Here is a 26289-nt window from a genome sequence, read left to right as displayed (position 1 = left end):
GGATGCAGCCGGAACCGGATCATGGACAATGGTAGGGGAGATACAATGCTGGTGACACGTTTAAGCAAGACCGCCTTTGTGGCGGCAATCGCCTTTTTTGCAACATTGGTGTCTTTCGGGAACATCACCGATTACGGCACAAATTTCGCCTTCGTGCAGCATGTGCTGATGATGGATACGATCTTCCCGGATGCGACGATCAAATATCGTGCCATTGATAATCCTGTGCTGCATCATGCCGCCTATATCCTGATCATTGCGGCTGAAACGCTTACGGCAATCCTGTGCTGGATCGGCGCTATTGCCATGCTGAAGCATGTGTCAGGGCGCGCGGTAGAGTTCAACGGCGCCAAGCAATGGGGCATTGTGGGCCTGACCATCGGTTTTCTCGTCTGGCAGGTCGGCTTCATGTCCGTTGGTGGTGAATGGTTCGGCATGTGGATGTCGCAGACATGGAACGGCATTGAATCAGCTTTCCGTTTTTTCATCACCATCATTGCCGTGCTGATCTATGTCGTTATGCCGGATGGCGAATTGCAGAACTGATCCGGCAGACGCATTCTGCCCCCGGCTGGTCAAATGTGCCGTGAGGTGATACGAGGCCCGTGTCAGCCGGGGCGGCAGCGCTCCCGGAAAGCATATGTATCAGAACAGGAGCCTGGAGCGTTCCCATATCTGCGGGATGCTCCATTGGATTTCATTTATCACCAGACAGGGGCAAGGATGAGCGACGAAATTACCCGCGACAGCAATGGCACTGAACTGAAGGATGGGGATTCCGTTACCCTCATCAAGGACCTGAAGGTCAAGGGCACGTCCACGACCCTGAAACGTGGCACGCTGGTCAAGGGCATTCGCCTGACCGGCAATCCGGCGGAAGTTGAATGCAATACCAAACAGGTCAAGGGGCTGGTGCTGCGCGCCGAATTTCTCAAGAAGGCCTGATCGTTCGCTCTGAACCAGACAGAGACCTGTCTGCCAAAGGGCCTGTCCCCGGGAGACAGCAGGAAAAGCCGGAGCATCTTTCATGGATCGTCATGAGAAATGCTCCGGCGGTCAAACAATCATGCTGCCAGTCAGGCAACGCGGCTCAGATTCTGTGTCTTGCCTCCGAGGCGCGGTATCATCGTATTGGTGTACCATTCGACAAATTGCATTACGCCGCCTTCATGCTGCACGGAATAGGGCCCCGGCTCATAGGCAGGCGAGCGAATGCCAAGGGCGTTTTCTTCCACGATGCGTCTATCCTGATCATTGGTCTGCAACCAGACATAGGTCAGTTCCTCCAGATCATAATCAACGCCTTCGACGGCATCCTTGTGCACCAGCCATTTGGTGGTGAGCATGGTTTCTTCGGCGCTGATCGGCAGGACGCGGAAGGAAATCGCATGATCCGACATCAGGTGGTTCCATGTCGTGGGATAGTTGAAGAGCAGCATGGCGCCGATATTGGTATCGCCCGCCACGGCATCGCTGAGCGGCTTTTTCACCGCTGCCTTGCCGGACATGGTGTAACTTACCGCATCATTGAGCAGCGGAATACGGGTGATGCGATAGCGCCCATCCTTTGCCATCTGGAAACGGGCTTTCAGGCCGATGGCCTCGCAATTTTCCCACAATGCGATCATTTCCGGGTCTTCCTCGACCCCCTGCACGCCGGTTGCGGTCGGGGCTTCCGGATAGGTGCGGCACAGTTCCGGATGGTTGCCGGCGCAATGATAGCATTCGCGGTTGTTTTCCCAGACGAGCTTCCAGTTGCCCTTTTCAATGATCGTGCTTTCAAAGGCGACCTTGGCGTCCTTGATATTGTGCGGGGCAAGATATGGTTCGACGGTTGCGCGGAAGGCATTGAAATCGGGCGCCTCATCGGCCACGCAGATATAGATGTAACCGGCGACAGTCTCGCAATGCACCGGCTTCAGACCCCAGTCTGCCGGCTTGAAATCCGGCCCGACCTGACGGGCAATGCGCAGGCTGCCATCCAGCTCATAGCCCCATTGGTGATAGGGGCAGACGAGGCGGTTGACCTTGCCCTTGTCTTGCGTGCAGATGCGCGAGCCGCGATGGCGGCAGGTATTGTGGAAGGCGCGAATCCTGCCTTCCTTGTCGCGCACGATCACAACCGGATAGGCGCCGATCTGAACCGTCATATAGGAACCGGTCAATGGCAGTTCGCAATCATGGCCGACGAAAAGCCAGTCGCGGTAGAAGATGTTTTCCAGATCGAGCTGGAAATATGCAGGATCTGTATAAAATTTCTGTTCAAGGCTGAAATTCGGATCATGTGCGGATAACAGACCCAGCATCTCGTCGCGAATATTCATGACCGCGTCTCCCATTCAATGGCGTAGTGCCTGATTCAGCTTCCCTTTTCCTGATTCAAGCACTGATCTGGCAAAAACGCATTTTGCCTTGCGACATGGACAACGCATAAACACGACACGTGCATATACGGCATGGCGTACAACGAAAACCGGCATTATTGCGTTCATGGGATTGCGTTTGCCAGCCAAAGACGGTTACCAGAGCAGACTGATGATTTTGGTCATGAGAGGAGACGCGCCGCGATGAAACGATCTGAAATCAACGAGATCATTCGTGAGAGTGATGCCTTTATCCGCTCATTCGGTTATGTGCTGCCGCCTTTTGCCTATTGGACGCCGGAAGAGTTGAAACAGCGCGTGACGACAGATGCGGCGGCAATCCGCAAGGCGCGGCTCGGCTGGGATATCACCGATTATGGCCAGGGCAATTTTGCCGAGACGGGCCTGTTCCTGTTTACCGTGCGCAATGGGGATGCGGCCGATCTGGAGCGCGGCTCAGGCATGCTCTATGCCGAAAAGATCATGATCTCGCGCAAGAACCAGCTTGCGCCCATGCACCGCCATGTCGTCAAGGCGGAAGACATCATCAATCGCGGCGGCGGCACGCTTGTGCTGGAACTGTTCAACTCATTGCCGGATGGCAGCATTGACGAGACAGGTAATGTGACGGTCGTCAGCGATGGTCGACAGGTGACGCTGAAGGCTGGCGGGCATCTGAAGCTGTCGCCCGGTGAAAGCGTGACGCTTCTGCCCGGCAATTGGCACGCCTTCTGGGGCGAGGGCGCGGATGTCTTGATCGGCGAGGTTTCGACCGTTAACGATGATCTGATAGACAATATTTTCCGCGACCCGGTCGGTCGATTCGCGACGGTTGATGAGAATGAGCCGCCGCTTCACCTGCTGGTTTCGGATTATGACCAGTGGCTTTGAACTGAAGGGCTTTGTCTTATGAAACTTGCAATGATTGGCACGGGTTATGTGGGGCTAGTCTCGGGCGTTTGCTTTGCAGATTTCGGTTTCCACGTTACCTGTGTTGACAAGAATCCCTCCATCATCGATCGACTGAAGGCAGGCAAGGCAACGATCTATGAGCCTGGCCTGGACGAGTTGATGGCGCGCAATATCCGTGATGGCAGGCTGGAATTCACCACAGACCTTGCCGCAAGTGTTGCGGATGCGGATGTGATCTTCATCGCCGTTGGCACGCCGTCGCGCCGAGGCGATGGCGAGGCGGATCTGCAATATATCGAGGCGGCGGCCGATGAGATTGCCGCTGCCATGAAGCCGGGTGCGGTCGTGGTGATCAAGTCGACCGTGGTTGTCGGTACCAATGCGCGCATTCGCGACCGCATTGCCGCGGCGCGTCCGGGGGTGCCGTTCTCGATGGTTTCCAATCCGGAATTCCTGCGCGAGGGGTCGGCGATTGAGGATTTCCTGCGGCCAGACCGCGTTGTGGTTGGCGTTGAGGATGAACGCGGCAAGGCTGCGATGCAGCGCGTTTATCGCCCGCTTTACCTGCGTGAGACGCCGCTTGTCATCACCACGCTCGAAAATGCCGAGCTCATCAAATATGCCGCGAATGCCTTCCTTGCGATGAAGGTGACCTTCATCAATGAAGTGGCTGATCTGTGCGAAAAGACCGGCGGCAATGTACAGGAAGTGGCACGCGCCATCGGCATGGACAAGCGCATTGGCTCGAAATTCCTGCATGCAGGCCCCGGTTTTGGCGGCTCATGCTTTCCAAAGGATACGCGTGCCTTTGCGGCAACGGGCAAGCGCTATGGCGCACGGCAGACCTTGATCGAGCAGGTGATCGAGGTCAATGAAGCACGAAAGCAGGCCATGGCCGAGCGCATCGTCAGTGCCGCGCGCGAAAGCAGCACGGATACGGTTGCAATCCTTGGCATCGCCTTCAAGCCGAATACGGATGATATTCGTGAATCGCCGGCACTCGACATTGTTCCAGCCGTGCAGAAGGCAGGCCTGACCGTGCGTGCGCATGACCCGGAAGCCATGGAGGCAGCCAAGGCGGCACTGCCCGGCGTTGTCTGGTGCAATTCGGCCTATGAGGCGGCAACGGGGGCGGGTGTCGTGGCACTTCTGACCGAGTGGAACGCCTATCGTGCGCTGGATCTGAAGCGGCTTGCTTCATTGATGAACGGCAATGTGCTGATTGACCTGCGCAATGTCTACAAGGGCGAAGACCTTGAAGGTACCGGCCTTGACTATCGCGGCGTTGGTCGCAGCCTGAAATGATCAGGGCATGACGCGATAAAGCGTCAGGCTGATCTTCCTGCCCTTGCTATAGTTGATGCCGGTCATGGTCGTGACCGGCTCAATTTTTTCGCCCATTGCATCGATGAAGGCCTGCTGGTCGCGGTCATCGACAACGACCAGCGAACAGGCCGGATCAGCCTTCAGCGCGTTCGCAGCATTCCCTGCATCAGTCAGAAGTGTGTTTGTCCCGGTCAGCACGACCAGACTTGGCTCGGCATAGCCGACGGCGATCAGGCGTCCTGCATCGGCACAGGGGCGATAGGCTTGCCATGTTCTGGCGATCGTGACGCTTGGCCAGACGGTTTGCACCGATGGCAGGACAAGGCCCATCAGCAGGGCAAAGGCGGCAATGGCGCAGGCGGCGGCCGCATAATAGGCGCGTAGCAGACGATCACGCCAGACCGTGCCGCTGGCAAGAATCCCGGCGGCAATGACAAGCACGGCAGCAGCAAGACCGGCAGGTGACACGCGTCCTTCCAGCCAGAAGGGCAGGATGAGGGCAAGGACGACCAGGGCAAGCGTGCCGATGATCTGTCCCAGAAGGGTGAGCCGGTCAAACCAGATTTTCCACCTTTGCGTGAAGGGCTGGCTGGCAAGGCCGGATTGCAGTGCCCATGCCATGGCGAGGATGAGGGCAGGATAGGCGGGCAGGGCATATTGCGGCAGTTTGGTCGGGATGAGCTCGATCATCACCGCCCATGGTACATACCAGGCAAACAGGAAACCAAGACGTGGATCGCTGCGGAAAGCTTCCAGTACGCGCAGGCCGCCGCGCACGGCAAGACGCGGGAAAGGCCAGATGAACAGCGAAAAAATCAGTACATAATAGCCGGGTGGCGCGCCATGCGATTCCTGGCCGGAGCCGATCTTGCCAACGAGATCCTTGCCGACGGCTTCCTGCCAGAAGGCACCACCGCTCTTGATGGAAATGAGGATGAGCCATGGCAGGACAATGGCGGCGGCAATGAGGACGCCGATGAGTGGGCGCAGGCGTTTCAGCCAGGTGATCTGCCTGAAAATCAGTCCAAGCATGGCAATGGTCAGCAGGCTGATGAGCGGTGTGATCGGCCCCTTGATCAGAATACCTATGCCCTGGGCGATCCAGAAAACCAGCGCCAGCCCCAGGCTGGTTGCGTGCTTTTTCTGGCTTTGCAGCCAGATGAGACCAAGGCTTGTCTGTGCCGTCACGACGGTTGCCAGAAGTGTTGCGTCTGTCTTGGCAATGCGCCCTTCAAAGCCCAGCATCAATATGGCAGCCATGCCAAGGCCGGCAGCAAAGCCGGCAGTCTGGCCAAACAGGCGCGCGCCACACCATGCCGTGCCGATGACGGCGATTGATGCCCCCAGTACGGAAATCACGCGATAGACCCAGACCGGCGCAGTGCCATCATGGCCGGTCAGGCTGACTGCGGCAGAATGCAGCCAGTAAATGCCGATCGGCTTTTTATAGCGGGAGGCCTCCTGAAAGCGGATATCGACATAATCGCCGCTTTCGACCATCTGCCGGCTTGCCTGAATGAAGCGCGACTCGTCACGGTCGGTCGGCGGCAGGGAGGCAATGCCGGGGGCAAAGGCAAACAGCGCGATAAGGAAGAGCAGAACCAGCTGGATGGGCGAAAGGCGATTGGCTTGCCCGTCGGATGCGACAGATCTGTCCATGGAAAATCCGCTCCCTTGTGGCAGGCGGGCTATTTTCCGGCCGCCTGCGCCTTGCGTTCATTGGCGATCAGCACAAGATTGCGAATGTAGACCAAAAGGCCAAGGCCTTGTCCAGCGATGAATACCGGATCTTTGCGCTGGATCGCATAGATGAACAGTAATGCGCCGCCAATCAGCGAGAAAAACCAGAAGGCAACCGGCATGACGCTGCGCTTGGCCCTTTCGGAGGCAAGCCATTGCACGACAAAGCGCATGGTAAAGCAGGCCTGTGCGACAAAACCGAGGATGACCCAGCCATCCCATTGCGCGACAAAGACCTCATGCAGCCATTGCATGAAGCTGGAGAAAAGATCAGTCATGCTTGATCTCCGTTATCTGCGGCACCACCTTGCGGCGCTTGCGCAGCCACCAGACGCCGTAAAGATCGAGAATGCCGCGCAAGCCACGGTCAAGAATACCGTAATTGGATTTGCCGTGGCGGCGTTCACGGTCGATCACGTCCACATGTACCACGTCATAGCCTTCTCGCAGGGCAAGGGCAGGCAGATAACGATGCCAGCCGTCAAAGAACGGCAATTGCCGGAAAAGTTCGGTATGAAGCGCCTTCAGGCCGCAGCCGGAATCGCGTGTCTTGTCCTTCAGCAGGGCGCCGCGCAGCTTGTTGGCAAAGCGCGAGGCAAGCTGTTTCAGCCTGGTGTCCGTGCGCTTCAGGCGCTGGCCGGCGGCAATGCCGAATTTCGGGCCGGCGGCAACCAGTGCATCCACGAGGAGGGGCAGATAGGCCGGATCGTTCTGTCCGTCGCCATCCATGGTGACAATGATGTCGCCTCTGGCGGCAAAAACACCGGAGCGCACGGCGGCACTCTGACCGGATGAACGATCATGCCTGATATGGCGCAGAGGGCTGCCAGCCTTGATGCGGCGCGCCAGAACCTCGCCGGTTGAATCCGTCGAGCCGTCATCAACGACAATGACTTCATAGTCGCGGCCCTGCATGGCTGCGTCGACCTCATCCAGCAGGAATGCCAGATTTGCAGCCTCGTTGCGACACGGAATGACCACGGAAATAAATGGTGTCTTCAAGCGACCAGTTCCTTTGTTCCTAGTGCCCGGTCTCTAGCGTGGGGCGCGTATCTTATCAATGTTTGATTGCAAAAAAACCAACCCACATTTTGCAAGTCCATATTTTATTGCAAGTCTATATTTTATCCTGTTCGATGATATATCCCACTGTTTATCGGCTGATAAACGGGGATTAAAGATTTTCGTGCAGCCAGCGCAAAAAATTCTGCGTGATATCCGCATGATTGCGCTCGTTCAGGCATTCATGCCGCGCGCCGGGCAGGATCTGGCATTGTACCCGGCTGAAACCCATCCGGCGCAGGCGGGCATGGAGACGGCTGACGGCACGTCCACCTTCGGTTGCAGGATCTTCTGAGCCGCCGACAAGGCTGATCGGCAGGTTCCTTGGCATTTTCATGAAATTGCGGTCATTTGATCCGCGCTTCATCCAGCGGACAATATCCATCCAGAGCGAGACACTCGCGTCAAAGCCGCAGAGCGGATCAGCCATATAGGCATCGACCACCTTCTGATCATGGCTCAGCCAGTCGAATGGCGTGCGATGTCCCGCAATGGCCTCCCCCCAGGCGCGGAATGTGAGTTTGGGCAGGATGCGGCTTGGAACATCCGAGCCTTTCAGCATGCGTTCGGCATAAAGCAGGCTCATTGCCAGCATATGTTCGGCCATGCGGCCGAAACTGGCGTTCCAGACAGCAAGGGCTGCAATCGTGTCTGCGTGATCAAGTGCATAATTGAGCGCGATGAGCCCGCCCATGGAATGGCCGAACAATATGACGGGAAGGTCCGGATGAGAAAGCCTGACATGGCGGTTGAGTTCGACAATGTCATCAATGGCTATGCGCTGGCCGTCCTTATGGGCGATCTGTCCGCGCGGCGCGTGGCGGCCAATATTCAGGCCATGGCCGCGATGGTCATGGGCATATATGTGATAGCCGGCTTCGGACAGGGTTTTGGCAAAGCCCTGATAGCGTGCGGAATGCTCTGCCAAACCATGACAGATATGCACTATGGCACGCGGATTGCCGGCTGCGGCAAGATGCCGGCAAGGCAATCGGCAGCCATCGCGCAAGGGCAGGAAAAAGGGGTGTTCAAACGACATGGATGTATCTGATTCATGATGCGCAAATAGTCAATCATGGATGCGCTGCAGGTCAAAACAATGGCAATTTATGTGAAAATGCAGTAATTTTAGGCAAACGCATTTTTTGTGCAAATTTAACTTGAAAACCGCGCAAAGCTGCGCAAATCTGTTGTTGACGACAGGCGCGGACAGGGAACTGAAACGAGAAGAACGTCCTTCACCTGTCTTGGGATTGCAGGCCGCCAGAAGGGACGAGGAACCCCGACAGCGGTAGCCAGAGGGGAAACCGGGTGACGGAAATATCCGCGCCCGGTTTCGTTTTGATGATTGCTCCGATATCATCTTTTGTGCCTCAACACGTTTGCTTCGCGCCGGTATTTGGCTTACATAGCGGCCAGCGAAATTCCGCGCATTGCAGGCAGTTTCTGTCTTTTTGCGCTTTTCAACTTGTGGAGACGACGCGCTTCATGGCACGCCAGTTCATTTATCACATGTCGGGCCTCAACAAGGCCTATGGCAACAAGAAGATTCTTGAGAATATCCATCTCTCGTTCTACCCCGATGCCAAGATCGGTATTCTTGGCCCGAATGGTGCGGGTAAGTCGACCGTGCTGAGGATCATGGCCGGTCTCGATAAGGAATATACCGGCGAGGCCTGGCTCGCCGAAGGGGCAACCTGTGGCTATCTTCCGCAGGAGCCGGAGCTTGATCCGACCAAGGATGTGCTTGGCAATGTGATGGAAGGGGTTGCCGACAAGAAGGCCATCCTCGACCGCTACAACGAACTGATGATGAACTATTCCGACGAAACGGCGGAAGAGGGCGCAAAGCTGCAGGACATCATCGACAGCCAGAATCTGTGGGATCTGGAAAGCCAGGTCGAAATGGCGATGGAAGCGCTGCGCTGCCCGCCGGGCAATGCGGATGTGACCACGCTTTCGGGCGGTGAAAAGCGCCGCGTGGCGTTGTGCCGGCTGCTGCTTTCGAAGCCGGATCTGCTGCTGCTTGACGAGCCGACCAACCATCTCGATGCGGAAACGACCGCATGGCTGGAAAAGCATCTGCGCGAATATCCGGGCGCGGTTCTCATCATCACCCACGACCGTTACTTCCTCGACAATGTGACGGGCTGGATTCTTGAGCTCGATCGTGGTCGCGGTATTCCTTATGAAGGCAATTATTCGGCCTATCTTGAAGCCAAGGCCAAGCGCATGGAGCAGGAAGGCCGTGAAGAGGCTGCCCGCCAAAAGGCGCTGGCGCGCGAACGCGAATGGATTTCGGCCAGCCCCAAGGCGCGCCAGGCCAAGTCGAAGGCGCGTATCAAGGCCTATGACGAGCTGGTCAAGAGTGCGGAAGAACGCCGTCCGGGCGAAGCCCAGATCATCATTCCGGTTGGCGAGCGCCTCGGTCAGGTCGTGATCGAGGTCGAAAACCTGTCCAAGGGGTTTGGTGACCGCCTGCTGATCGACAATCTGAGCTTCAAGCTGCCGGCCGGCGGCATTGTCGGTGTGATCGGTCCGAACGGTGCTGGCAAGTCGACCCTGTTCAAGATGCTGACCGGTCAGGAAAAGCCGGATGCCGGCACGATCCGCATCGGCGAGACGGTGCAGCTTTCCTATGTGGACCAGAGCCGTGACGCGCTTGATCCGAACAAGACGGTCTGGGAAGAAATTTCCGGCGGCAATGATGTGATCAAGCTTGGCAAATATGAAATGAATAGCCGCGCCTATTGCGGTGCGTTCAATTTCAAGGGCGGCGATCAGCAGCAGAAGGTCGGCAATCTGTCGGGCGGCCAGCGCAACCGCGTCCATCTGGCCAAGATGCTGAAGTCTGGCGGCAATGTCCTGCTGCTCGACGAACCGACCAATGATCTTGATACTGAAACGCTGGGTGCCCTGGAAGAAGCACTGGAAAACTTTGCCGGCTGCGCGGTCATCATCAGCCACGATCGCATGTTCCTTGACCGTTTGGCAACGCACATCCTCGCTTTTGAAGGCGACAGCCATGTCGAATGGTTCGAGGGCAATTTTGCCGATTACGAAGCCGACAAGGTGCGTCGCCTGGGGCCCGACAGCGTCAATCCAAAACGCGTGACCTACAAGCCGCTCACGCGATAGGTGCCAGATGTTCGGGCTCCTGCGATCTGCAAATGGTGTCGTTCCGCGTTTCCGGTGCTCACATACCCATTGCACGCTCTGCTCCGGTTTTCGGACACCGGCATGGTTGCGGCGCCTGAAGCCGATCGTGTGCCTGATGGAGGTTTGAATTCATTGGCGGGCGTTTCAGCGCCGGCCATATTTTTTGACTGGCGGGAGAAAACGATGAAAGACTGGTCGGCACAGCAATATCTGAAGTTTGAGGATGAGCGCAGTCGTCCGGCGCGTGATCTTGTCATGAACATTCCCTTGCGAAATCCGCGCAAGGTTGTGGATATTGGCTGCGGGCCGGGCAATTCGACCGAGCTTCTGGTCAATCGCTGGCCATCGGCGCAAGTCTGGGGTTTTGATACATCGCCGGACATGATCGAGAAAGCGCGCAAGCGTCTGCCCTGCATTCATTTCGAGATCGGCGATCTCTGCCAGTTCGAACCGGATGCCGAGACGGATCTCCTGTTTTCCAATGCCGTGTTTCAATGGATCCCCGACCACTTGCGCGAGATGCAGCGCCTGTTCCGTCTGATGCGGCCGGGGGCGGTTCTGGCCATCCAGATGCCTGACAATATGGCAGAGCCAACGCATCAGGCCATGTTGCAGGTGGCGCGTTCGCCGCAATTTGCCGCCAAGATCGGCGGAGAAGGCCGGGCGCCGCTGCCGCCCGTTGGCACCTATCATGATGCGCTGATCGGCGAGGCAGCACGTGTGGATATCTGGCATACGATCTACAATCACCCGCTCGATGGCCTTGATGCCATTGTCGAATGGGTGAAGGGAACGGGCCTTCGTCCGTTCCTGGATCGGCTGGATGAATATGAGCAGGATGCTTATTTGGCTGCCTATAAAGAGCGGCTTGCCGAGCATTATCCGCTGACGATAGATAGGAAGGTACTGTTGCGTTTTCCGAGGATTTTCATCGTGGCGCAAAAGGCATAACCATCAATTGAAAACTGGTTATCATGCGGCAGGACACGATTTTGTTATAGGCAAAAGGCTTGCTAGGGGCCTGTCGTGTGATATTAGCAAAATTTGATTGATTGTTATTTCAACCTGGCCGTGCATTCTTGGCAAATGCGAAGAGCTGCATGGCCCGAGGGTGGCTGTCTTTATGCCGCCCAGTATTGGATAGACTTCATGAACATCAGCGATTCTCATGTCGATGACATAAGTGGTGGCGTTCATGCGCATGAAGCGCATGACACACGACGCCGTATTTTTGCAATTGTAGCGAGTGCTTCAGGCAATCTGGTCGAATGGTATGACTTTTATGTCTATTCCTTCGGCGCGCTTTATTTCGCTTCACAGTTTTTCCCGGCAGAAGACCAGACGACGCAATTGTTGAATGCCGCCGCCATTTTCGCGGCCGGTTTCTTGATGCGTCCGATTGGTGGCTGGCTGTTCGGCCGCATTGCCGACCAGCTTGGACGGCGTACATCCATGCTCATTTCGGTGACGATGATGTGCTTTGGCTCCTTTGCCATTGCCATCCTGCCAACCTATCAGACGGCTGGTCTGCTGGCACCGATCCTGCTGTTGCTGGTGCGCCTTGTGCAGGGGCTGTCGGTCGGTGGCGAATATGGCACGACGGCGACCTATATGAGTGAGGTTGCACTTGCAGGCCGACGTGGTTTCTTCTCTTCCTTCCAGTATGTGACGCTGATTGGCGGTCAGCTTCTGGCCGTGCTGGTTCTGGTGATCCTGCAGTTCTTCCTTGATTCCGAGCAGCTTCATGCCTGGGGCTGGCGCATTCCGTTCGCCATCGGCGGTTTTGCAGCCATCATCGCGCTTTATCTGCGCCGCACGCTGCATGAGACCACGACTGAGGAAAGCCGAAAGCAGAAGGGCTCGGGCACCTTTGCCTATATCTGGAAGCATCATCGCAAGGCATTTCTGATCGTCGCCGGCTTTACGGCAGGCGGTTCGCTGTCCTTCTATACCTTCACGACCTATATGCAGAAATATCTGGTCAATACGGCCGGCATGAGCAAGGCGAGCGCCAGTGAAATCATGACGGGCGTGCTTCTGGTCTTCATGCTGCTGCAGCCCTTGCTGGGCGCTCTGTCCGACAAGGTTGGCCGAAAGATCATGATGACCTGTTTTGGCGGCCTGCTTGCCTTGGCAACCGTTCCACTGATGACGGCAATCGGTTCCGTGACCAGCCCGACGGCTGCTTTCTTCCTGATCAGCTTCGCCCTGCTGCTGGTCAGCATGTATACCTCGATTGCCGGTATCGTGAAGGCCGAGCTGTTTCCGGCTGAAGTCCGTGCCATGGGCGTTGGCTTCTCCTATGCCATTGCCAATGCGCTGTTCGGTGGCACGGCGGAATATGTCGCGTTGTGGTTCAAGCAGGCCGGCATGGAAAGCGGCTTCTTCTGGTATGTGACCGCAATGATGGCCTTTGTCTTCGTCGTCGGCCTGATCATGCCCGATTCTCGGAAAGACGGCTATCTGCAGGGCCACAGCTCGGTTAACTGACCGACTGGCCGGCTTTCGCCGCAAGGCTCCATGGCGGCATGACCGCACCGGGCCATGCAATGCGGCAAGCTTAGCGAGAGCAATTCAGGTTTTCACGCAAGGACTGAATTGCTCTCGCATATTATCCGGTTCTCAGTTTTGGGCGGAATACCGGTATCCACTTTTCCTGAAACTGCCTTATGACATCGACTCTTCGTCTTCCGGGTCAAGCAGACGGGTCGCACGCCATTCGGTCAGTTTCTCATTGATCGCATCAAGCACGAAAAAACGCGCCGACTCCCTGTCATAGCCTTCATCGCGCAGGGCATCATAATCCGTGTGCTGGTGGCGTATATGCGCAACCGTTGCAAGCCAGACGGCGGTTGATGGCGGCAGGGTCTTCATGTGCGGGGCAAGGGCAGCCGCCCGGATCGGCTCGGCATCCGCATAGGGCACGCCCGGCAACAAGAGCGTCAAAGCCTTGCCTATCGCTTTCTGGCGCATCGTGCTCATGATCATTCTCCCGCCCATTCTTCGCTTCTGATCATATTACAGGCCGTATTGGCCGGTATGGAAGTCAGGCTTGTGCCATCGGGTCAATATCCCTGTCTGACCTCTCCTGTGTGAAGGCGCAGAAATCGCTTGCATCTGGTTTAATTCCTATATAAACATATCTTTATATGTTTAGAGGTGATTGAATGGCCGATATGCGGATGCAGCTCGATCAGATGGTAAATGTGCTGAAGGCGGTGGCAGAGCCAAGCCGTCTGCGCATTCTTGCACTGCTTTCAAAGGGCGATCTGACCGTTTCTGACCTGACGACCATTCTTGGCCAGTCGCAGCCACGCGTTTCGCGTCATCTGAAACTGCTTGCTGAAGCAGATCTGATCGATCGTTATCAGGAAGGGGCCTGGGCTTATTTCCGGCTGTCCGACAATGCGGTTTGTGGCACGCTTGTGCGCGGCATACTCGGCAGGCTGGATTGCGCGGATGCGCTGATCGAACGCGATCTGGAGCGGCTTTCACAGGTCAAGTCAAGCCGACAGGAGCGGGCGGCTGCCTATTTCAGCGCCAATGCCGGCTCGTGGGATGAAATCCGCAAGCTGCATGTTTCGGAAAGTGCGGTTGAGACGGCGCTGAAGGCCATTGTGGGTGATCGTCCGTTTCAGGCCATGCTGGATGTCGGCACGGGTACGGGGCGGCTGCTGGAGCTGTTTGCGCCGCTTTATCAGCGGGGTCTTGGTATTGACATCAACCGCGACATGCTGGCGGTGGCACGTGCCAATCTGGAACTTGCCGGCATTGCCAATGCACAGGTGCGCCAGGGTGATGTCTATGCGCTGCCGGTGGAGCGCGAACGTTTTGACCTGGTGACGATACATCAGGTGCTGCATTTCCTGGATGATCCGCAGGCTGCGATCCGTGAGGCGGCGCGGGCATTGCGTCCGGGCGGGCGGTTGTTGATTGTCGATTTCGCCCCGCACAAGCTTGAATTCCTGCGCGAGGAACATGCCCATCTGCGACTTGGTTTTTCGGATGAACAGATGTTGGGCTGGATGAAGGATGCCGGCCTTGAGCCGGTGAAGACCGTCGAGCTGGAACCGAAATTCACCAATGGTGATGACGGGCTGACGGTCAAGCTCTGGCTGGCGCAGGATCCGCGTATGCTGATTGCAGGGCCGGCCGAGGAAGAAAATGCCGGGGCGGTGCTGGCCTGATTATCTTGAGGTCAAGGCCTCGCAGAATGCGCAAAGTGGGTCGGAATATCTGCCTGCTTGCACGAAATTGGTGAGAATGGAGCATTTTTATGGGTTTCTACGGTCTTTCACGCCGACCTGATATCGGCCAGACCATTCGGGTGTCGTTCGAATTCTTTCCGCCCAAGACGGAAGAAATGGAACAGCGTCTTTGGGAAACCGTAACGCGGCTGGCACCCCTGCAGCCCGAATTCGTCTCCGTGACCTATGGTGCGGGCGGCTCGACGCGCGAGCGCACGGCGCGCACCGTGGCGCGCATATTGAAGGAAACCAGTATCACGCCCGCCGCGCATCTGACCTGTGTTGACGCAACACGCGAGGAAGTCGACCGCGTGGCGCGTCAGTTTGCCGATCTGGGCGTGCGGCGTTTTGTTGCCCTGCGCGGCGATCCGGCAGCCGGCATCGGCGAAAAATATGTGCCAACGCCGGGCGGCTATGAAAATGCCGCCGATCTGGTCAAGGGCCTGCGCAGGATTGGCGATTTCGATATTACCGTCTCGGCCTATCCGGAAAAACACCCGGAAAGTCCGGATTTTGCCACTGATATCGATATGCTGAAGCGGAAGGTGGACAATGGGGCGACGCGCGCCATCACGCAGTTCTTCTTCGATAATGATGTCTATGAGCGTTATGTCGAACGGGTGCGGCGCGCGGGCGTCTATATTCCGATCATCCCGGGCGTCATGCCGGTGCACAGCTTCAAACAGATGAAAAATTTCTGCGCGCGCTCCGCGACGCATATTCCGGCCTGGATGGCCGAGCGTTTTGAGGGGCTCGATAATGATCCGCAGACGCATCAGCTTGTCTCGGCGGCCATTGCGGCCGAACAGGTCATGGATCTGATCGAGCGCGGGGTGCAGGATTTCCATTTCTACACCATGAACCGGGCCGATCTGCCTTTTGCCATCTGCCACATGATCGGCATCCGCCCGAAGACAGAGGCCGTGGCTGAGAAAAAAGAAGATGCAAAAACAATAGCTTGAGCCATTTTGCCAAAACGCCCATCTGCGCATTGAAGACAATGCGCAGATGGGCGTTTCAAGATTGTTCAGATAAATGCCTGCAAATGAAAAGTCCGGCTTTCTGAAAGCCGGACTGATTCTTGCACTTACGGACAGGTCAAGTCGTCCCTGAAATGATAATTGTTGCCTGCAGTGGCTTGAGTTCTTACGGAATGATGCCGACCACCATTGCAGCAACAAACGCAAACGCCGCACAGATCATGAGGACATTCAAGGATCGTGTAAGTCCCATTGGTCTGTCTCCTTGCTGGGCGCGCGGAACCGAATCCACGCGCTGATCGGAAAAATTTAAACATAAAATTGCCGCGGTTAAAACGTCTTTCGTTCTGTAATGTTGCGTGAATGGGGAAATTTTCTCCTGCATGCGGTCTAAAATATTGAATGAATTGGCTTCATCCGGCCGATCACATTTGATGACGCGCCAGGAAATCGCCATGCATTTGTACCGGTTCCGCCACAATTGCCGGCATGTTTTTGAACAATTCCGGCGATTTTTCAGTCAGAAATGTGTCATGCGAGAATCAGTCGGCGGTGTTCAGCAGCGCCAGAAAGGCCGATAGGGTGATGATCGACAGCACCGTCGAAAACAGGATGACGTTGGAGGTCACTGTCGCATCGCGCCGGTAATGCTCGGCCAGCATGAAGGGGCCGGTGCCGGTTGGCAGGGCGGCAAGCAGGGTCGCGCTATTGGCCAGGAGCGGCGGCAGGCCGAAGACATAGACCGCAAGCAGCCAGGTGATGGCCGGCATGACGATCAGCTTGGCAAAGACCAGAACGGCAATGGCGCGGCTGCTGCCGGGTTCGACCATGCGTGGCCGGGCGAGGAAAAGTCCGAGTGCCACAAGAGCGCAAGGAGATGCCGCACCGCCCAGCATCTTCAGGAATTTTTCTGCCGGTGCCGGAATGGTAAGCCCTGCAAAAGAGGCAATGGCACCAAGCGCCGGAGCTAACAAAAGCGGGTTGCGGATGAGCGACATCAGAACCTTGGAGGCAATTCGCAAGGGGTGGCTTTCGGTCTGTCGGGAAATCTCGATCAGGACAATGGCAAAGCCGAAGGTCACGCAGACGGTGATGATCATGGCAATTGTGGTTGCCGGCAGAACGCCGGGGCCAAAGGCAATCAGCGTCAGCGGCAGTCCCATATAGCCACTGTTGGGATAGGCACTGTTTAGCCCGTCAAGTGCCTGATCGGCAAGCGGCAGGCGTCCGCGCGCACGGATGAGAAAGGGCAGGGCAAAGGCAATGGCACTGCTGAGCGTGAAGACTGCGATAAAGCCCGGTTGCCAGAGTTCGGCGCCATTGGCATTGGCCATGACGTCAAAGAGCAGGGCCGGCAGAGCCAGATAAACGACAAAGCGGTTCAATTCCGCAACCGCATTTGGCCCCAGAAAATTCAGACGAAAGGCCGCCCAGCCTGAGAAAATCAGGGCAAAGACCGGCAAAACGACAAGCAGTGGATGAAGCATGGGAAATGGTGGGCAAGAAAAAGGCGCGGGAGGCCGCGCCTGCAATCAGAGCTTGTTGAGTAGTTCCACTGTCGGCCATGAATCGGCTGGCATGCCAAGGCGGAGCTGTTCGGCGCGCACGGCATCACGGGTGGCAGCACCCAGGACGCCATCGATCTTGCCCATCTCATGGCCACGGGCCTGAAGCCTGGTCTGCAATTCCTTGATCTGTTCGATGGAAAGGCCCGGATCGGGATTGCCGACTTCAAGTGCCGGCGCACCGGCAAGGCGGGTGGCGAAATAGGCTGCCGTCAGCGCATAAACGATCGACTTGTTCCATTCGACATAGATGTCGAAATTCGGATAGGTAAGGAAGGCTGGGCCCTTGCGGCCTTGCGGCAGCAGCAGCGAGGCTTGGCCCTTGCTGGTATCAAGCGGGCCGTTGATGCCTTCGACCCCCCATTCCACCCATTGCGCAACCGGCTTGCGGTTGGTGCGGATGGCTTCTTCCCACGGCAGGTCGCGGGTGATGCGCACCTGTTCCAGCCAGGGTTCGCCGCGTTTCCAGCCCAGTTCCGACAACATGCGCCCAGCCGTCATCATGGCATCAGCGACAGAATTCTTCAGGTCAACCTTGCCGTCGCCATCGCCATCAACGCCGCGTTCCAGATAATCCTTCGGCAGAAGCTGCATCATGCCGATTTCACCAGCCCATGCGCCGGTGGTGCTGGCATTGACCACGCCTTGATCGAACAGTTTGAGCAAGGCAATCAGCTGTGGGCGAAACAGTTCCGGGCGGCGGCAGTCATGTGACAGGGTCACAAGTGCATTGAGCGTGTCGAAATCGCCCTGAATGGCGCCAAAATCGGTTTCAAGCCCCCAGAAGGCGGCGAGAACCGGTCCCGGCACACCATAGGTTTCCTCGACCTTCCTGAAAATGTCGGCGTATTTTTCGAGGTTTTCCTTGCCTTTCTTCAATCGTGCTTCAGAAATCAGGCGTTTGGAAAATTCCGTGAAGGTGAGGCTGAACACGGTCTGCTTACGATCGCGTGCCAGAACCTTTTCATCAATCGACGCCTTGTGCAGTTCGGCAATCGCCTTGTCGCTGACACCGGCCGCGCGTGCTTCATTGGCAAGATTTTCCAGCCAGATATTAAAATCCGTGCCGCATTCCGGCCGGGCTTGGGCGGCGGAATCCTGAGCGGCTGCGGCTTCGGCAGGGGCTGCAGTCTGTGCAACTGAAACAGCGGTTGAGGCAAGAAATGCCGCAACCAGAGCAGGAGCAAGAAGCTTCATAGAAATCAACTCGTGTTGGCAACAGGCATTTGCGCCTGCAGGAAAAGGTTCATTTCTATTGCCGCAACACGTGGCAGAAATGAAGCGAAACTTGGGCTAATGCGCCAATTTGGTCCGAGCTTAGCGCACCTTGTTGCTTTCCAGCCACTTTTTCCAGGCCTTGTGGTCACCGGCAAAGACATTGATATCGGCATTGCCCCTGATGCCCGGTACCGTGCCGGTGCCGGTATATTGCCAGAATGTCCAGGGATGGGGCCCGTATTTTTCGTCCGGATGGCCGGCGACGGAGCGTAGCCAGAATGGATAGTCGCTGAACTGGCGCAGGTCATTGTCGTCAAAGAAATCGACCGTGGTATAGATGATCGGACGCTTGCCGTAATGTTTTTCCACTGCCTGCAGGAAGATGCGCATTTCCTTGCGCACGACCTCAGGATGCGGGCGCAATTTGCAGGTCGGCGAAAGCGGGTTCCATTCCATGTCGAGAACCGGCGGCAAGGCAGATGGATCGCGCGGGACATTGCGGATGAACCAGCGCGCCTGTTCGATGGCCGGACGGCAGAAATAATAGAAATGATAGGCTCCGCGCGGAATGCCGGCCGCGCGCGTGCCGTGCCAGTGTTCCAGGAACCGGTCATCAACCCGGTCACCGCCTTCGGTTGCCTTGATGAAGGCAAAGGAAATGCCGCTGGCGCGCGCCTGATGCCAGTCAACATTGGTCTGATATTTCGAAACATCCGTGCCGTGGATTGGATAAAGCCATGGATGGCGGCCTTTCCATTCATGCGGGTCGGTGTCGCCAAAGCGCGGTGCCTTGACCGGACCTGATGGCGGCGGAATCCGCGCGGCTGCGCCCGATTTCTTCACATCGGAAAAATCATAATCCACCGTCGTGCAAGCAGATAACAGCGCGGCAAGAACAAGGATGAGGCTGCGGCAGGCCAGTCGATACATCAGAAAACCCAAATGCGCGAATCGGTTGATCAACGATTACGCCATATGTCTCAACAGGTCATTAGCGACCAACAATTTGGTGGGCATTTCCAGTGATGGGGGCTATCGGCTGTTTTGGCAAGGATTTTGACCGTAACTGCAAATGTCCTGCCAATAAGGAATAGGAAGCAATACTGTTTGTTTCAAACTGTTAAATCAATTGACGACGCATCTTCATATGCTTTCTGCTATATTGAATATTATTCGAAAATTAGGATACACGCTTATTCAAGCTGCGCTTTTTCTGATGGGGCGGGTAAGGGATGAGCGTGATGAGAAAATTACGTATCGCATCGCTTGCCGTTTTGCGGCCTGGTCTGGTGGCCTGTAACGAGAAGAAGGATGAGGGCAGTTCTGCACTCCAGCCTGCTTCCGCAACGACAGCACCTGCCAAGACGACATTATCCCCGACGGCTGCGTCAGACGCTGACAACGCGCCGGCAGGCAATGATTAAGTAAGACAATTGGGGCTAACATGGAGACAAATGTTGGCCCTTATCCATGTCCAGATTGGGCGCGTGGATTCTGCATGACGATCAGGGAGCAACATTTTTTGGAATTTAAAGCCGCACTCATAAGGTTTATGTCTGTTGCCATGAACAGGAATTCTCTTTTCTTTGCATCCGCGCTGATCCTTCTTGGCCTTGCTGCCTGCGGCAAGAATGATGACAATGCATCCGGCGCAAAGGAGACACCCGTCCAGGTGACAGAGCCGGCTGCGCCTGCAGCCGGGGACGGGAATGGACCTGATCTTGTCACGACGCTGCGGGAAAAAGCTGGCGTGATGAGCGCGGCCGAAAAGGCGGCTGCCATAGAGCGCGCCCGCGCCAATGCGCGTGCTGCGGCTCTTGCCGTGGGCCAGAGCGCCGAACAGGCCGAAAATGCGGCCATGGCCGCGGCGAATGCCGCTGAACGGGCATTGAGCAATTAGCGCAATCCAGATTCTTACGGAAACGCTGAAACTGTTCCGATGCTGTTTCCCAGCATCCAGACGGAAAGGTTTCGCTTTTGGAGCAGCCTTATTTCTCCGTGCAGCTCCCGGGCGGAAAACCGGTTCCCATTTTCCTGGAGCTGCAACAGAAGCGGGCCTTCAGCAGCCGCGTGCATGTCTGGAAAGATTGTCAGCATCGTTTTGTTTGCAGAAGGACATGAATTCTGTACAAGTGATTCATGTCTATTTGGGTCAGAATAGGTGACTTTATCACCTCCGTGGCGACCAACGCCATTTCAGCCGTCATCGAGGCCGTACGTACGGTGTTTGAAGGCGATGTGAAGACGCGCCGTCAGGTTGCCTTTTCCATTGCCATGATTGCCTTGTCGGCCAAAATGGCCAAGGCTGACGGTATCGTCACGCAGGACGAGATCAGGGCCTTTCGTGATATTTTTGAAGTGCCGCCAGAGGAAGAGGCGCATGTGGCGCGGCTTTATGATCTGGCCAAGCAGGATGTTGCCGGTTTTGAAGGCTATGCCCACAAGCTGGCAAATCTGTGCAGCGACGGCCAGCCCGATTGCCATCTTCTGGAGGACATTCTCGACGGGCTGTTCCACATCGCCAAGGCTGATGGCCATGTGCATGAAAAGGAACTGGAATTTCTTGCGCGCGTTGCGGAAATCTTTGGCTTTGACGAGGAGAAGTTTGAACAGATCGCCATGCGCCATATCGAGCAGGGGCAGGATGATCCCTATCGGGTGCTTGGCTTGCGACGCGGCGTGAGCCTTGCAGATGCACGCAGCCGCTATCGCGCGCTGGTCAAGGAGCATCATCCGGACAGATTGATTGCGGAAGGCCTGCCGCCGGAATTCATAGCCATTGCCAACAGGCGTCTTGCTGCCATAAATGCGGCCTGGGCAAGAATCGAAAAGAACCTCGAAGCAGCATGAGCAATGGGATGATGCAGGACAGGGAACTGGCCACACTGGCACTGACCACGGCCGATCATGCAGGGGCTTTGCTTGACCCCTCGCCGAATTTTGGTATGCGCCGTGATGGCAAGACACCGAAATTCCTGATCCTGCATTATACGGGCCTGCCAACTGCCGAAGAGGCGCTCGAAATTCTCAAAAGCCCGGAACGTCAGGTTTCGGTGCATTATCTCGTCCATGAGGATGGACGGGTTGTGCAGATGGTGTCGGAAAAGGCGCGGGCATGGCATGCCGGTGTAAGCTTCTGGAAGGGCGAGGAGGATCTCAACTCCGCTTCCATCGGTATCGAGATCGTCAATCCGGGCGAGCTTGAAGGCTATCCACCCTTCAAGGATGCGCAGATCGAGGCGGTAATTGCGCTGTGCCAGGATATCTGCGCGCGCCATGGCATTCGCCCGGAACATGTTCTGGCCCATTCCGATATCGCGCCGGCGCGCAAGACCGATCCGGGTGAAAGCTTTCCATGGGATAGGCTGCATGCCGCCGGGGTTGGCCATTATGTCGTGCCGACACCGATTTGCGGCGGGCGGTTCTTTGCACGCGGCGATCAGGGCCAGCCGGTGGAAGCCCTGCAATCCATGCTTGCCCTTTATGGCTATGGCATTGCGATCAACGGTGTCTTTGATGAGGCAACCGAGATCGTGATTAAGGCATTTCAGCGGCATTTCCGGCCTGCCAAGGTGGATGGCGTGGCGGATGTTTCGACCATTGACACGCTGTATCGGCTTAATTCGTCCATCCCGAATGTTATCAGCTGACGGTTTTTGCGCGACAGCCGTACGGTCATGCCGGCGGAAAATGTGTTTTGATTCAGCTTTTTGCAAGGCATGGCGGATCTTGATCTCGCCTTTTGCGCTATATTGCGGAACGTGTGCATATTACAAGTTGTAATATTATTTTATTTTGAGAACAATCTTCGGCTGCATTTCACCGCCATACAGATGCCGGTCCCAGCGGATAATCCTGTCAGACTGCACATCTCGGATGTGACAGGACGGGTTTGTCTTGGCGCTCGCGTCAGTCTTCCGGTGGGAGAAATCAGGAACGAGAAGCCCTGTCTGTAGCGGCTTTCTCCAGTATAGAGAACTTCCAGAACGGTAGAATAATGAAATTTAAATTTGTTTTTGTGGGCGCCCTGATTGGCGCATTGGTTTCTTTTGGTCTCAATCCGGCGATGAGTGCGCCACGGGCCGATAGTGCTAATTTTGTCAGCCATCACAAAACGAAGCAGAAAAACAAAAAGGCTGCATCGACTTCATTTGTCAAAAAGATTGCATATAGCAGTGTACCCGCTTCGCGTGCGGCCCTGAAGGCAGGCAAGGCAAAAGCAGTGCGCAAGAAAGCGGCAAAGAGCCTGACCGACAATGCCTATAGCAGTCTGATTACGCATTATGCGAATGTCTATGGCGTTTCTCCTGCGCTGGCACATGCCGTTGTGCGTCATGAAAGCAATTTCCAGCCGAATATCCGTGGCAAGGCGGGTGAAATCGGCCTGATGCAGATCAAGTTGGAGACCGCACGCTATATGGGCTATACGGGCACGGCCCGGGGCCTGTATGAACCGGCCACCAATATCCAGTACGGCATGAAATATCTCGCCATGGCGCAGAAGCTGAGCGATGGCAGCACATGCGGTACGATCCTGAAATATAATGCGGGCCATGGCGCCAAGCGCATGAATCCGATTTCGGCAAAATATTGCAGCCAGGTCAAGCTCTATATGCAGTTGATGTAATGGCCGCATGGCCTGTTGCAGGACTGGCGCGCATTCGCAAGCAATAGCTATCTGATTGGTTTGGCTTGTGTCTTGTCCCGAAGACGGGGCCAGTTTGGGAGAGGTGTGCTGCGCCTTGCGATTTGCATGGGCATTCGCGTGAGGTTTTGAATGCCAGTGCAGGAAAGCCGGTGGCCGATGGCCGCCGGCTTTTTGTGTCTGGTTTGCGCGGAAAACGGGTTTTTCTTGTGGCAGATCGTGCTATATGCGCAGCTGTCAGTCGGTCGGGCAGCCGCGCCTGTCATATGCCGAAAGGTGGCAGGTGAGGAAAGTCCGGGCTCCATGGAAATACGGTGCCGGGTAACACCCGGCGGGGGTGACCCCAGGGACAGTGCCACAGAAAGCAGACCGCCCCGTCTTTCATTGTGTTGTCGCAGGCAACATCATGGATGACGGGGTAAGGGTGAAAGGGTGGGGTAAGAGCCCACCGCGTCGCCAGCAATGGGGACGGCACGGTAAACCCCACCGGGAGCAAGACCGAATAGGGACGGCGCGTCGATCCGCAAGGATTGGCAATCGATTTCCAGATCAGTCGTCCGGGTGGGTTGCAAGAGGCGGGTGGTGACATCCGTCCCAGATGAATGGCTGCCACGCCGGGCCGAAAGCCCGGCCATACAGAACCCGGCTTACAGACCGGCTGACGATTCCGTCCGGTGGGCGGGCATTGTGGTCAGGCGCTGCCTGAAAACACATCAATGATCAGCTTGAGATTGAGCACGATCATCAGCATTGCAATCAGTGCGGCAATGACGCTGATCCAGCGTGGGGCAACCAGCGCGCCCATCTTCTTCCTGTCAGCCGTGAACATGACCAGAGGAACGACCGCAAAGGGCAGTTGCAGGCTCAGGATCACCTGCGAAAAGATCAGCAATTGGGTTGTGCCCTCCGAGCCATAAAGAAGGGTGACAATGGCTGCCGGAATGATGGCGACAAAGCGGGTGAGCGCGCGGCGCAGCCATGGCTTCAGGCGGATATCGATAAAACCTTCCATGACAATCTGGCCTGCCATGGTGGCGGTAATGGTGGAATTCAGGCCGCAGCACAGAAGCGCAATGGCAAAGAGCGTCGGGGCAAGTGCCGAGCCAAGCAGCGGGTTGAGCAGCATATGGGCCTTGTCCAGATCTTCCACGCTGGTATGGCCGGTTGCATTGAAACTGGCGCCGGCAAGGATCAGAATGGATGCATTGACGAGCAGGGCGAGGGTCAGCGCGATGGTGGAATCAAGCGAGGCAAAGCGGATGGCCTCGCGCTTTTCCGACGTTGTATGGCCATAGGCGCGGGTCTGAACCACACCGGAATGCAGATAAAGATTATGCGGCATGACCGTCGCGCCGATAATGCCAAGCGCAATATAAAGCATGTCCGGATTGTTGACGATTTCGGTTGTGGGCGCAAAGCCGCGAATGACTGCACCCCAATCTGGCCGGGCCATCAGGATCTGGATCAGGAAGCACCAGGCAATGACGCCCAGAAGCGCAATGATGAAGGCCTCGATTTTGCGAAAACCCTTGTTTTGCAAATAGAGTACCAGAAGCACATCGGTTGCGGTGATGATGACGCCCAGTTCCAGCGGAATGCCAAACAATAGATTAAGGCCAATGGCCGTGCCGATCACCTCGGCAAGGTCGGTGGCACAGATGGCCAGTTCAGCCAGAAGCCAGAGCGGCCAGGCAAGAAAACGTGGGTAGGCATCGCGACAGGCCTGCGCCAGATCACGCCCCGTGGCAATGGCAAGCCGGGCACACAGCGCCTGCAACAGCACGGCCATGATGTTTGAAATCAGAACGACCGACAACAACGCATAGCCAAAGCGCGAGCCACCTGCCAGCGATGTCGCCCAGTTGCCGGGATCCATATAGCCGACGGCAACCAGATAGCCGGGGCCAAAAAAGGCAAGCGCCCGACGAAAGGCCGAACGGGAGCGGGTGACGGCGACAGAGGCATGAACATCAGACATGGAGGCTTCGCCGCGTTCACGGCGCCAGCCCTCGAAATTCCTGTCTGCCGTTACGTCTGTTCCATCACTTGTCATGCTTCACCTCTTATCGCAATTGCAAATTAATTGCATTAGAGCTTTTTCAAGTCAAATGAAGTTTTTGACAACAGCCATTCCATGGCCGGAGGTTTTCTCCGAAAAGGGGCGGGTACAGTGGTTTGCAGGCGGGGCCGTGTAAATGGGCGAGACAGTATTGGTGACGCGGGCTCACGACACTGGTGGACTCGGCGTTGGTGGTCTCAAGCCAAGGGCCGAGAGGGTGCTGTTGCGCTCGCTTGGATGACGGGTAAAGGGCGAATACGGTCTTGGCCCATGTCCATTAGGTGCCCCCTCATAAGACCTGAGCCAAATACGAATTGAAGCAAGCTGGATAGATGCAAGGAATTGTCGTCCCGTTTGTCGTATCTAGTTGCGATGGCTCGGAAGGTTTGAGTTTATTGAAGCACCTTTCGGCGGTGTTACACTGTTTATAAAGCCATGGACTGAAGGCTGGGACATTCACACGATTTGGCATGGGGCGAATGCAGCCCCATGCTCCTCATTCTTTGCGGCTTTGGTGTAAACTATCGCTGTCGTAAGCACGATCTGCCAATAATATCTGCCAGGCCTGAACGTCTCAAACATATTGGCTGCCATATTGGCTGCCGAACGCCCGTCATGGGCTTGCCCAGCAGTCAGCTTCAGATGAATCGGGCAGCTATCAGCATCGGCAAGCGCATGGATTTTGGTCGTCAACCCGCTGCGCGAACGAACCATGCAACCGGATCGCTCGTCTTTTTGACCGTTGCCCGCATGTTGATGGACGCGGATCGGCGAGGCGTCGATCATCTGGATATCACCATCATGAGCTTCTGATATTGCGTTGAGAATGCGCGCCCCTGGCTTGCATGAAAATGCGCATGGAAAGCATGTCCTGACAAAACTGGCAGCATGGTTGTGCCTAAGGGTAGCGGAAAGCGTGTCAGGCGGGCTGAAACTGGTCTGCCCCCTGAAAAGTGGTCCTCCCTGAAGTAAACTATTGAGCCGTAGGAGGACGTTGGAATGCCGCAGAAGAA

The 26289-nt window shown here is 56.3% G+C and carries 26 protein-coding genes, 1 other RNA gene and 1 pseudogene; 15 read left to right on the top strand and 13 right to left on the bottom strand.

Going from position 1 to position 26289, the window contains the following annotated elements:
- The first annotated feature begins 45 nt into the window (after positions 1-45).
- Both ACFO1V_RS03605 and ACFO1V_RS03600 read left to right on the top strand, forming a co-directional pair.
- Positions 46-546, top strand: a complete 501-nt coding sequence (locus ACFO1V_RS03605; RefSeq protein WP_374833227.1) for a DUF2165 family protein — start codon at positions 46-48, stop codon at positions 544-546.
- A gap of 177 nt (positions 547-723) precedes the next feature.
- Positions 724-945 carry an alkylphosphonate utilization protein gene (locus tag ACFO1V_RS03600; RefSeq protein WP_374833229.1) on the top strand — a complete coding sequence of 74 codons (222 nt, stop codon included), beginning with the start codon at positions 724-726 and terminating at the stop codon, positions 943-945.
- 131 nt (positions 946-1076) lie between these two features.
- Here ACFO1V_RS03600 and ACFO1V_RS03595 read toward each other — a convergent pair whose 3' ends face one another.
- Positions 1077-2324, bottom strand: coding sequence for an aromatic ring-hydroxylating oxygenase subunit alpha (locus tag ACFO1V_RS03595; RefSeq protein WP_374833231.1), 1248 nt, complete (start codon positions 2322-2324; stop codon positions 1077-1079).
- A 243-nt stretch (positions 2325-2567) separates the two neighbouring features.
- Between ACFO1V_RS03595 and ACFO1V_RS03590 the strand changes: the two genes are divergently transcribed.
- Together ACFO1V_RS03590 and ACFO1V_RS03585 are read left to right on the top strand one after the other, a co-directional pair.
- Entirely contained in the window at positions 2568-3254 is a 687-nt protein-coding gene (locus ACFO1V_RS03590; protein ID WP_374833233.1) for a D-lyxose/D-mannose family sugar isomerase, read from the top strand.
- An 18-nt stretch (positions 3255-3272) separates the two neighbouring features.
- Complete coding sequence (locus ACFO1V_RS03585; RefSeq protein ID WP_374833235.1) at positions 3273-4580, top strand: UDP-glucose dehydrogenase family protein; 1308 nt, start codon at positions 3273-3275, stop codon at positions 4578-4580.
- On the opposite strand, the gene ACFO1V_RS03580 is transcribed toward ACFO1V_RS03585, so the two are convergent.
- The 4 genes from ACFO1V_RS03580 to ACFO1V_RS03565 form a co-directional block, all read right to left on the bottom strand.
- Positions 4581-6260, bottom strand: coding sequence for an ArnT family glycosyltransferase (locus ACFO1V_RS03580; protein ID WP_374833237.1), 1680 nt, complete (start codon positions 6258-6260; stop codon positions 4581-4583).
- Between the two features lie 29 nt (positions 6261-6289).
- Complete coding sequence (locus tag ACFO1V_RS03575) at positions 6290-6619, bottom strand: lipid-A-disaccharide synthase N-terminal domain-containing protein (protein WP_374833239.1); 330 nt, start codon at positions 6617-6619, stop codon at positions 6290-6292.
- Positions 6612-7343: a glycosyltransferase family 2 protein gene (locus ACFO1V_RS03570; RefSeq protein WP_374833241.1), complete on the bottom strand. Its 732-nt coding sequence runs from the start codon at positions 7341-7343 to the stop codon at positions 6612-6614. The genes ACFO1V_RS03575 and ACFO1V_RS03570 overlap by 8 nt, the downstream gene beginning before the upstream one ends.
- Positions 7344-7515: 172 nt before the next feature.
- A complete protein-coding gene (locus tag ACFO1V_RS03565) occupies positions 7516-8442 on the bottom strand; it encodes an alpha/beta fold hydrolase (RefSeq protein ID WP_374833243.1) in 927 nt (308 codons plus the stop codon).
- Positions 8443-8891: 449 nt separating this feature from the next.
- On the opposite strand from ACFO1V_RS03565, the gene ettA reads away from it, so the two are divergent.
- From ettA to ACFO1V_RS03550, 3 genes are all read left to right on the top strand, one after another.
- Complete coding sequence (ettA, locus tag ACFO1V_RS03560) at positions 8892-10541, top strand: energy-dependent translational throttle protein EttA (RefSeq protein WP_374833245.1); 1650 nt, start codon at positions 8892-8894, stop codon at positions 10539-10541.
- 204 nt (positions 10542-10745) lie between these two features.
- Positions 10746-11513, top strand: a complete 768-nt coding sequence (gene tam, locus ACFO1V_RS03555) for a trans-aconitate 2-methyltransferase (protein WP_374833247.1) — start codon at positions 10746-10748, stop codon at positions 11511-11513.
- Positions 11514-11711: 198 nt separating this feature from the next.
- On the top strand, positions 11712-13052 hold the full coding sequence (locus ACFO1V_RS03550; RefSeq protein ID WP_374833249.1) for an MFS family transporter: 1341 nt from the start codon (positions 11712-11714) through the stop codon (positions 13050-13052).
- A 177-nt stretch (positions 13053-13229) separates the two neighbouring features.
- Here the strand turns inward: ACFO1V_RS03550 and ACFO1V_RS03545 are convergent, their stop codons facing one another.
- Positions 13230-13550 (bottom strand): DUF2293 domain-containing protein, encoded by a 321-nt coding sequence (locus ACFO1V_RS03545; RefSeq protein ID WP_374833251.1) that lies wholly within the window; start codon positions 13548-13550, stop codon positions 13230-13232.
- A gap of 179 nt (positions 13551-13729) precedes the next feature.
- Here ACFO1V_RS03545 and ACFO1V_RS03540 point away from each other — a divergent pair, with 179 nt between their 5' ends.
- Positions 13730-14749, top strand: a complete 1020-nt coding sequence (locus tag ACFO1V_RS03540) for an ArsR/SmtB family transcription factor (RefSeq protein ID WP_374833253.1) — start codon at positions 13730-13732, stop codon at positions 14747-14749.
- Positions 14750-14838: 89 nt separating this feature from the next.
- The gene (gene metF / locus ACFO1V_RS03535) at positions 14839-15771 is read left to right on the top strand and encodes a methylenetetrahydrofolate reductase [NAD(P)H] (RefSeq protein ID WP_374833255.1); all 933 of its coding nucleotides are present in this window, start codon (positions 14839-14841) and stop codon (positions 15769-15771) included.
- A 184-nt stretch (positions 15772-15955) separates the two neighbouring features.
- Here metF and ACFO1V_RS03530 read toward each other — a convergent pair whose 3' ends face one another.
- The 4 genes from ACFO1V_RS03530 to ACFO1V_RS03515 form a co-directional block, all read right to left on the bottom strand.
- A complete protein-coding gene (locus ACFO1V_RS03530; protein WP_374833257.1) occupies positions 15956-16246 on the bottom strand; it encodes a hypothetical protein in 291 nt (96 codons plus the stop codon).
- An 85-nt stretch (positions 16247-16331) separates the two neighbouring features.
- On the bottom strand, positions 16332-17276 hold the full coding sequence (locus ACFO1V_RS03525; RefSeq protein ID WP_374833259.1) for an AEC family transporter: 945 nt from the start codon (positions 17274-17276) through the stop codon (positions 16332-16334).
- Between the two features lie 45 nt (positions 17277-17321).
- Positions 17322-18551 carry a lytic murein transglycosylase gene (locus ACFO1V_RS03520; protein ID WP_374833261.1) on the bottom strand — a complete coding sequence of 410 codons (1230 nt, stop codon included), beginning with the start codon at positions 18549-18551 and terminating at the stop codon, positions 17322-17324.
- A 120-nt stretch (positions 18552-18671) separates the two neighbouring features.
- Positions 18672-19502 (bottom strand): glycoside hydrolase family 25 protein, encoded by an 831-nt coding sequence (locus tag ACFO1V_RS03515; RefSeq protein ID WP_374833263.1) that lies wholly within the window; start codon positions 19500-19502, stop codon positions 18672-18674.
- A 311-nt stretch (positions 19503-19813) separates the two neighbouring features.
- On the opposite strand from ACFO1V_RS03515, the gene ACFO1V_RS03510 reads away from it, so the two are divergent.
- The 6 genes from ACFO1V_RS03510 to rnpB all read left to right on the top strand — a co-directional run bounded on the left by ACFO1V_RS03510 (position 19814) and on the right by rnpB (position 23883).
- Complete coding sequence (locus ACFO1V_RS03510; RefSeq protein ID WP_374833265.1) at positions 19814-19996, top strand: hypothetical protein; 183 nt, start codon at positions 19814-19816, stop codon at positions 19994-19996.
- A gap of 140 nt (positions 19997-20136) precedes the next feature.
- Entirely contained in the window at positions 20137-20472 is a 336-nt protein-coding gene (locus ACFO1V_RS03505; protein WP_374833267.1) for an antifreeze protein, read from the top strand.
- Positions 20473-20711: 239 nt separating this feature from the next.
- Complete coding sequence (locus ACFO1V_RS03500) at positions 20712-21422, top strand: TerB family tellurite resistance protein (protein ID WP_374833269.1); 711 nt, start codon at positions 20712-20714, stop codon at positions 21420-21422.
- An 8-nt stretch (positions 21423-21430) separates the two neighbouring features.
- Positions 21431-22222 (top strand): N-acetylmuramoyl-L-alanine amidase, encoded by a 792-nt coding sequence (locus ACFO1V_RS03495; RefSeq protein ID WP_374833277.1) that lies wholly within the window; start codon positions 21431-21433, stop codon positions 22220-22222.
- Between the two features lie 347 nt (positions 22223-22569).
- Positions 22570-23199 (top strand): lytic transglycosylase domain-containing protein, encoded by a 630-nt coding sequence (locus tag ACFO1V_RS03490; RefSeq protein ID WP_374833271.1) that lies wholly within the window; start codon positions 22570-22572, stop codon positions 23197-23199.
- Between the two features lie 255 nt (positions 23200-23454).
- An RNA gene (gene rnpB, locus ACFO1V_RS03485) (RNase P RNA component class A) lies at positions 23455-23883 on the top strand.
- A 25-nt stretch (positions 23884-23908) separates the two neighbouring features.
- Here rnpB and ACFO1V_RS03480 read toward each other — a convergent pair.
- The 3 genes and pseudogenes from ACFO1V_RS03480 to ACFO1V_RS03470 all read right to left on the bottom strand — a co-directional run.
- Positions 23909-25270: an Nramp family divalent metal transporter gene (locus ACFO1V_RS03480; RefSeq protein ID WP_374833273.1), complete on the bottom strand. Its 1362-nt coding sequence runs from the start codon at positions 25268-25270 to the stop codon at positions 23909-23911.
- Positions 25271-25570: 300 nt separating this feature from the next.
- Positions 25571-26107: pseudogene (locus ACFO1V_RS03475) on the bottom strand (IS5 family transposase); the annotation flags it as partial.
- Positions 26059-26289, bottom strand: a 231-nt coding sequence (locus tag ACFO1V_RS03470; RefSeq protein WP_380075060.1) for a hypothetical protein, incomplete at its 5' end; no start/stop codon positions are given. The gene ACFO1V_RS03470 and the pseudogene ACFO1V_RS03475, both read right to left, overlap by 49 nt.

The organism is Daeguia caeni, from assembly GCF_042653845.1.
Taxonomy (GTDB): Bacteria; Pseudomonadota; Alphaproteobacteria; order Rhizobiales; family Rhizobiaceae; genus Brucella; species Brucella caeni.
This window is presented reverse-complemented; position numbering and strand designations above follow the sequence as displayed.

Excerpts from the sequence above, each read along its gene's own strand:
- ACFO1V_RS03605 (WP_374833227.1), top strand. The coding sequence starts at position 46 with ATGCTGGTGACACGTTTAAGCAAGACCGCCTTTGTGGCGGCAATCGCC.
- ACFO1V_RS03600 (WP_374833229.1), top strand. The coding sequence starts at position 724 with ATGAGCGACGAAATTACCCGCGACAGCAATGGCACTGAACTGAAGGAT.
- ACFO1V_RS03595 (WP_374833231.1), bottom strand. The coding sequence starts at position 2,324 with ATGAATATTCGCGACGAGATGCTGGGTCTGTTATCCGCACATGATCCG.
- ACFO1V_RS03590 (WP_374833233.1), top strand. The coding sequence starts at position 2,568 with ATGAAACGATCTGAAATCAACGAGATCATTCGTGAGAGTGATGCCTTT.
- ACFO1V_RS03585 (WP_374833235.1), top strand. The coding sequence starts at position 3,273 with ATGAAACTTGCAATGATTGGCACGGGTTATGTGGGGCTAGTCTCGGGC.
- ACFO1V_RS03580 (WP_374833237.1), bottom strand. The coding sequence starts at position 6,260 with ATGGACAGATCTGTCGCATCCGACGGGCAAGCCAATCGCCTTTCGCCC.
- ACFO1V_RS03575 (WP_374833239.1), bottom strand. The coding sequence starts at position 6,619 with ATGACTGATCTTTTCTCCAGCTTCATGCAATGGCTGCATGAGGTCTTT.
- ACFO1V_RS03565 (WP_374833243.1), bottom strand. The coding sequence starts at position 8,442 with ATGTCGTTTGAACACCCCTTTTTCCTGCCCTTGCGCGATGGCTGCCGA.
- ettA (WP_374833245.1), top strand. The coding sequence starts at position 8,892 with ATGGCACGCCAGTTCATTTATCACATGTCGGGCCTCAACAAGGCCTAT.
- tam (WP_374833247.1), top strand. The coding sequence starts at position 10,746 with ATGAAAGACTGGTCGGCACAGCAATATCTGAAGTTTGAGGATGAGCGC.
- ACFO1V_RS03550 (WP_374833249.1), top strand. The coding sequence starts at position 11,712 with ATGAACATCAGCGATTCTCATGTCGATGACATAAGTGGTGGCGTTCAT.
- ACFO1V_RS03545 (WP_374833251.1), bottom strand. The coding sequence starts at position 13,550 with ATGATCATGAGCACGATGCGCCAGAAAGCGATAGGCAAGGCTTTGACG.
- ACFO1V_RS03540 (WP_374833253.1), top strand. The coding sequence starts at position 13,730 with ATGGCCGATATGCGGATGCAGCTCGATCAGATGGTAAATGTGCTGAAG.
- metF (WP_374833255.1), top strand. The coding sequence starts at position 14,839 with ATGGGTTTCTACGGTCTTTCACGCCGACCTGATATCGGCCAGACCATT.
- ACFO1V_RS03530 (WP_374833257.1), bottom strand. The coding sequence starts at position 16,246 with ATGGCGATTTCCTGGCGCGTCATCAAATGTGATCGGCCGGATGAAGCC.
- ACFO1V_RS03525 (WP_374833259.1), bottom strand. The coding sequence starts at position 17,276 with ATGCTTCATCCACTGCTTGTCGTTTTGCCGGTCTTTGCCCTGATTTTC.
- ACFO1V_RS03520 (WP_374833261.1), bottom strand. The coding sequence starts at position 18,551 with ATGAAGCTTCTTGCTCCTGCTCTGGTTGCGGCATTTCTTGCCTCAACC.
- ACFO1V_RS03515 (WP_374833263.1), bottom strand. The coding sequence starts at position 19,502 with ATGTATCGACTGGCCTGCCGCAGCCTCATCCTTGTTCTTGCCGCGCTG.
- ACFO1V_RS03510 (WP_374833265.1), top strand. The coding sequence starts at position 19,814 with ATGAGAAAATTACGTATCGCATCGCTTGCCGTTTTGCGGCCTGGTCTG.
- ACFO1V_RS03505 (WP_374833267.1), top strand. The coding sequence starts at position 20,137 with ATGAACAGGAATTCTCTTTTCTTTGCATCCGCGCTGATCCTTCTTGGC.
- ACFO1V_RS03500 (WP_374833269.1), top strand. The coding sequence starts at position 20,712 with ATGTCTATTTGGGTCAGAATAGGTGACTTTATCACCTCCGTGGCGACC.
- ACFO1V_RS03495 (WP_374833277.1), top strand. The coding sequence starts at position 21,431 with ATGATGCAGGACAGGGAACTGGCCACACTGGCACTGACCACGGCCGAT.
- ACFO1V_RS03490 (WP_374833271.1), top strand. The coding sequence starts at position 22,570 with ATGAAATTTAAATTTGTTTTTGTGGGCGCCCTGATTGGCGCATTGGTT.
- ACFO1V_RS03480 (WP_374833273.1), bottom strand. The coding sequence starts at position 25,270 with ATGACAAGTGATGGAACAGACGTAACGGCAGACAGGAATTTCGAGGGC.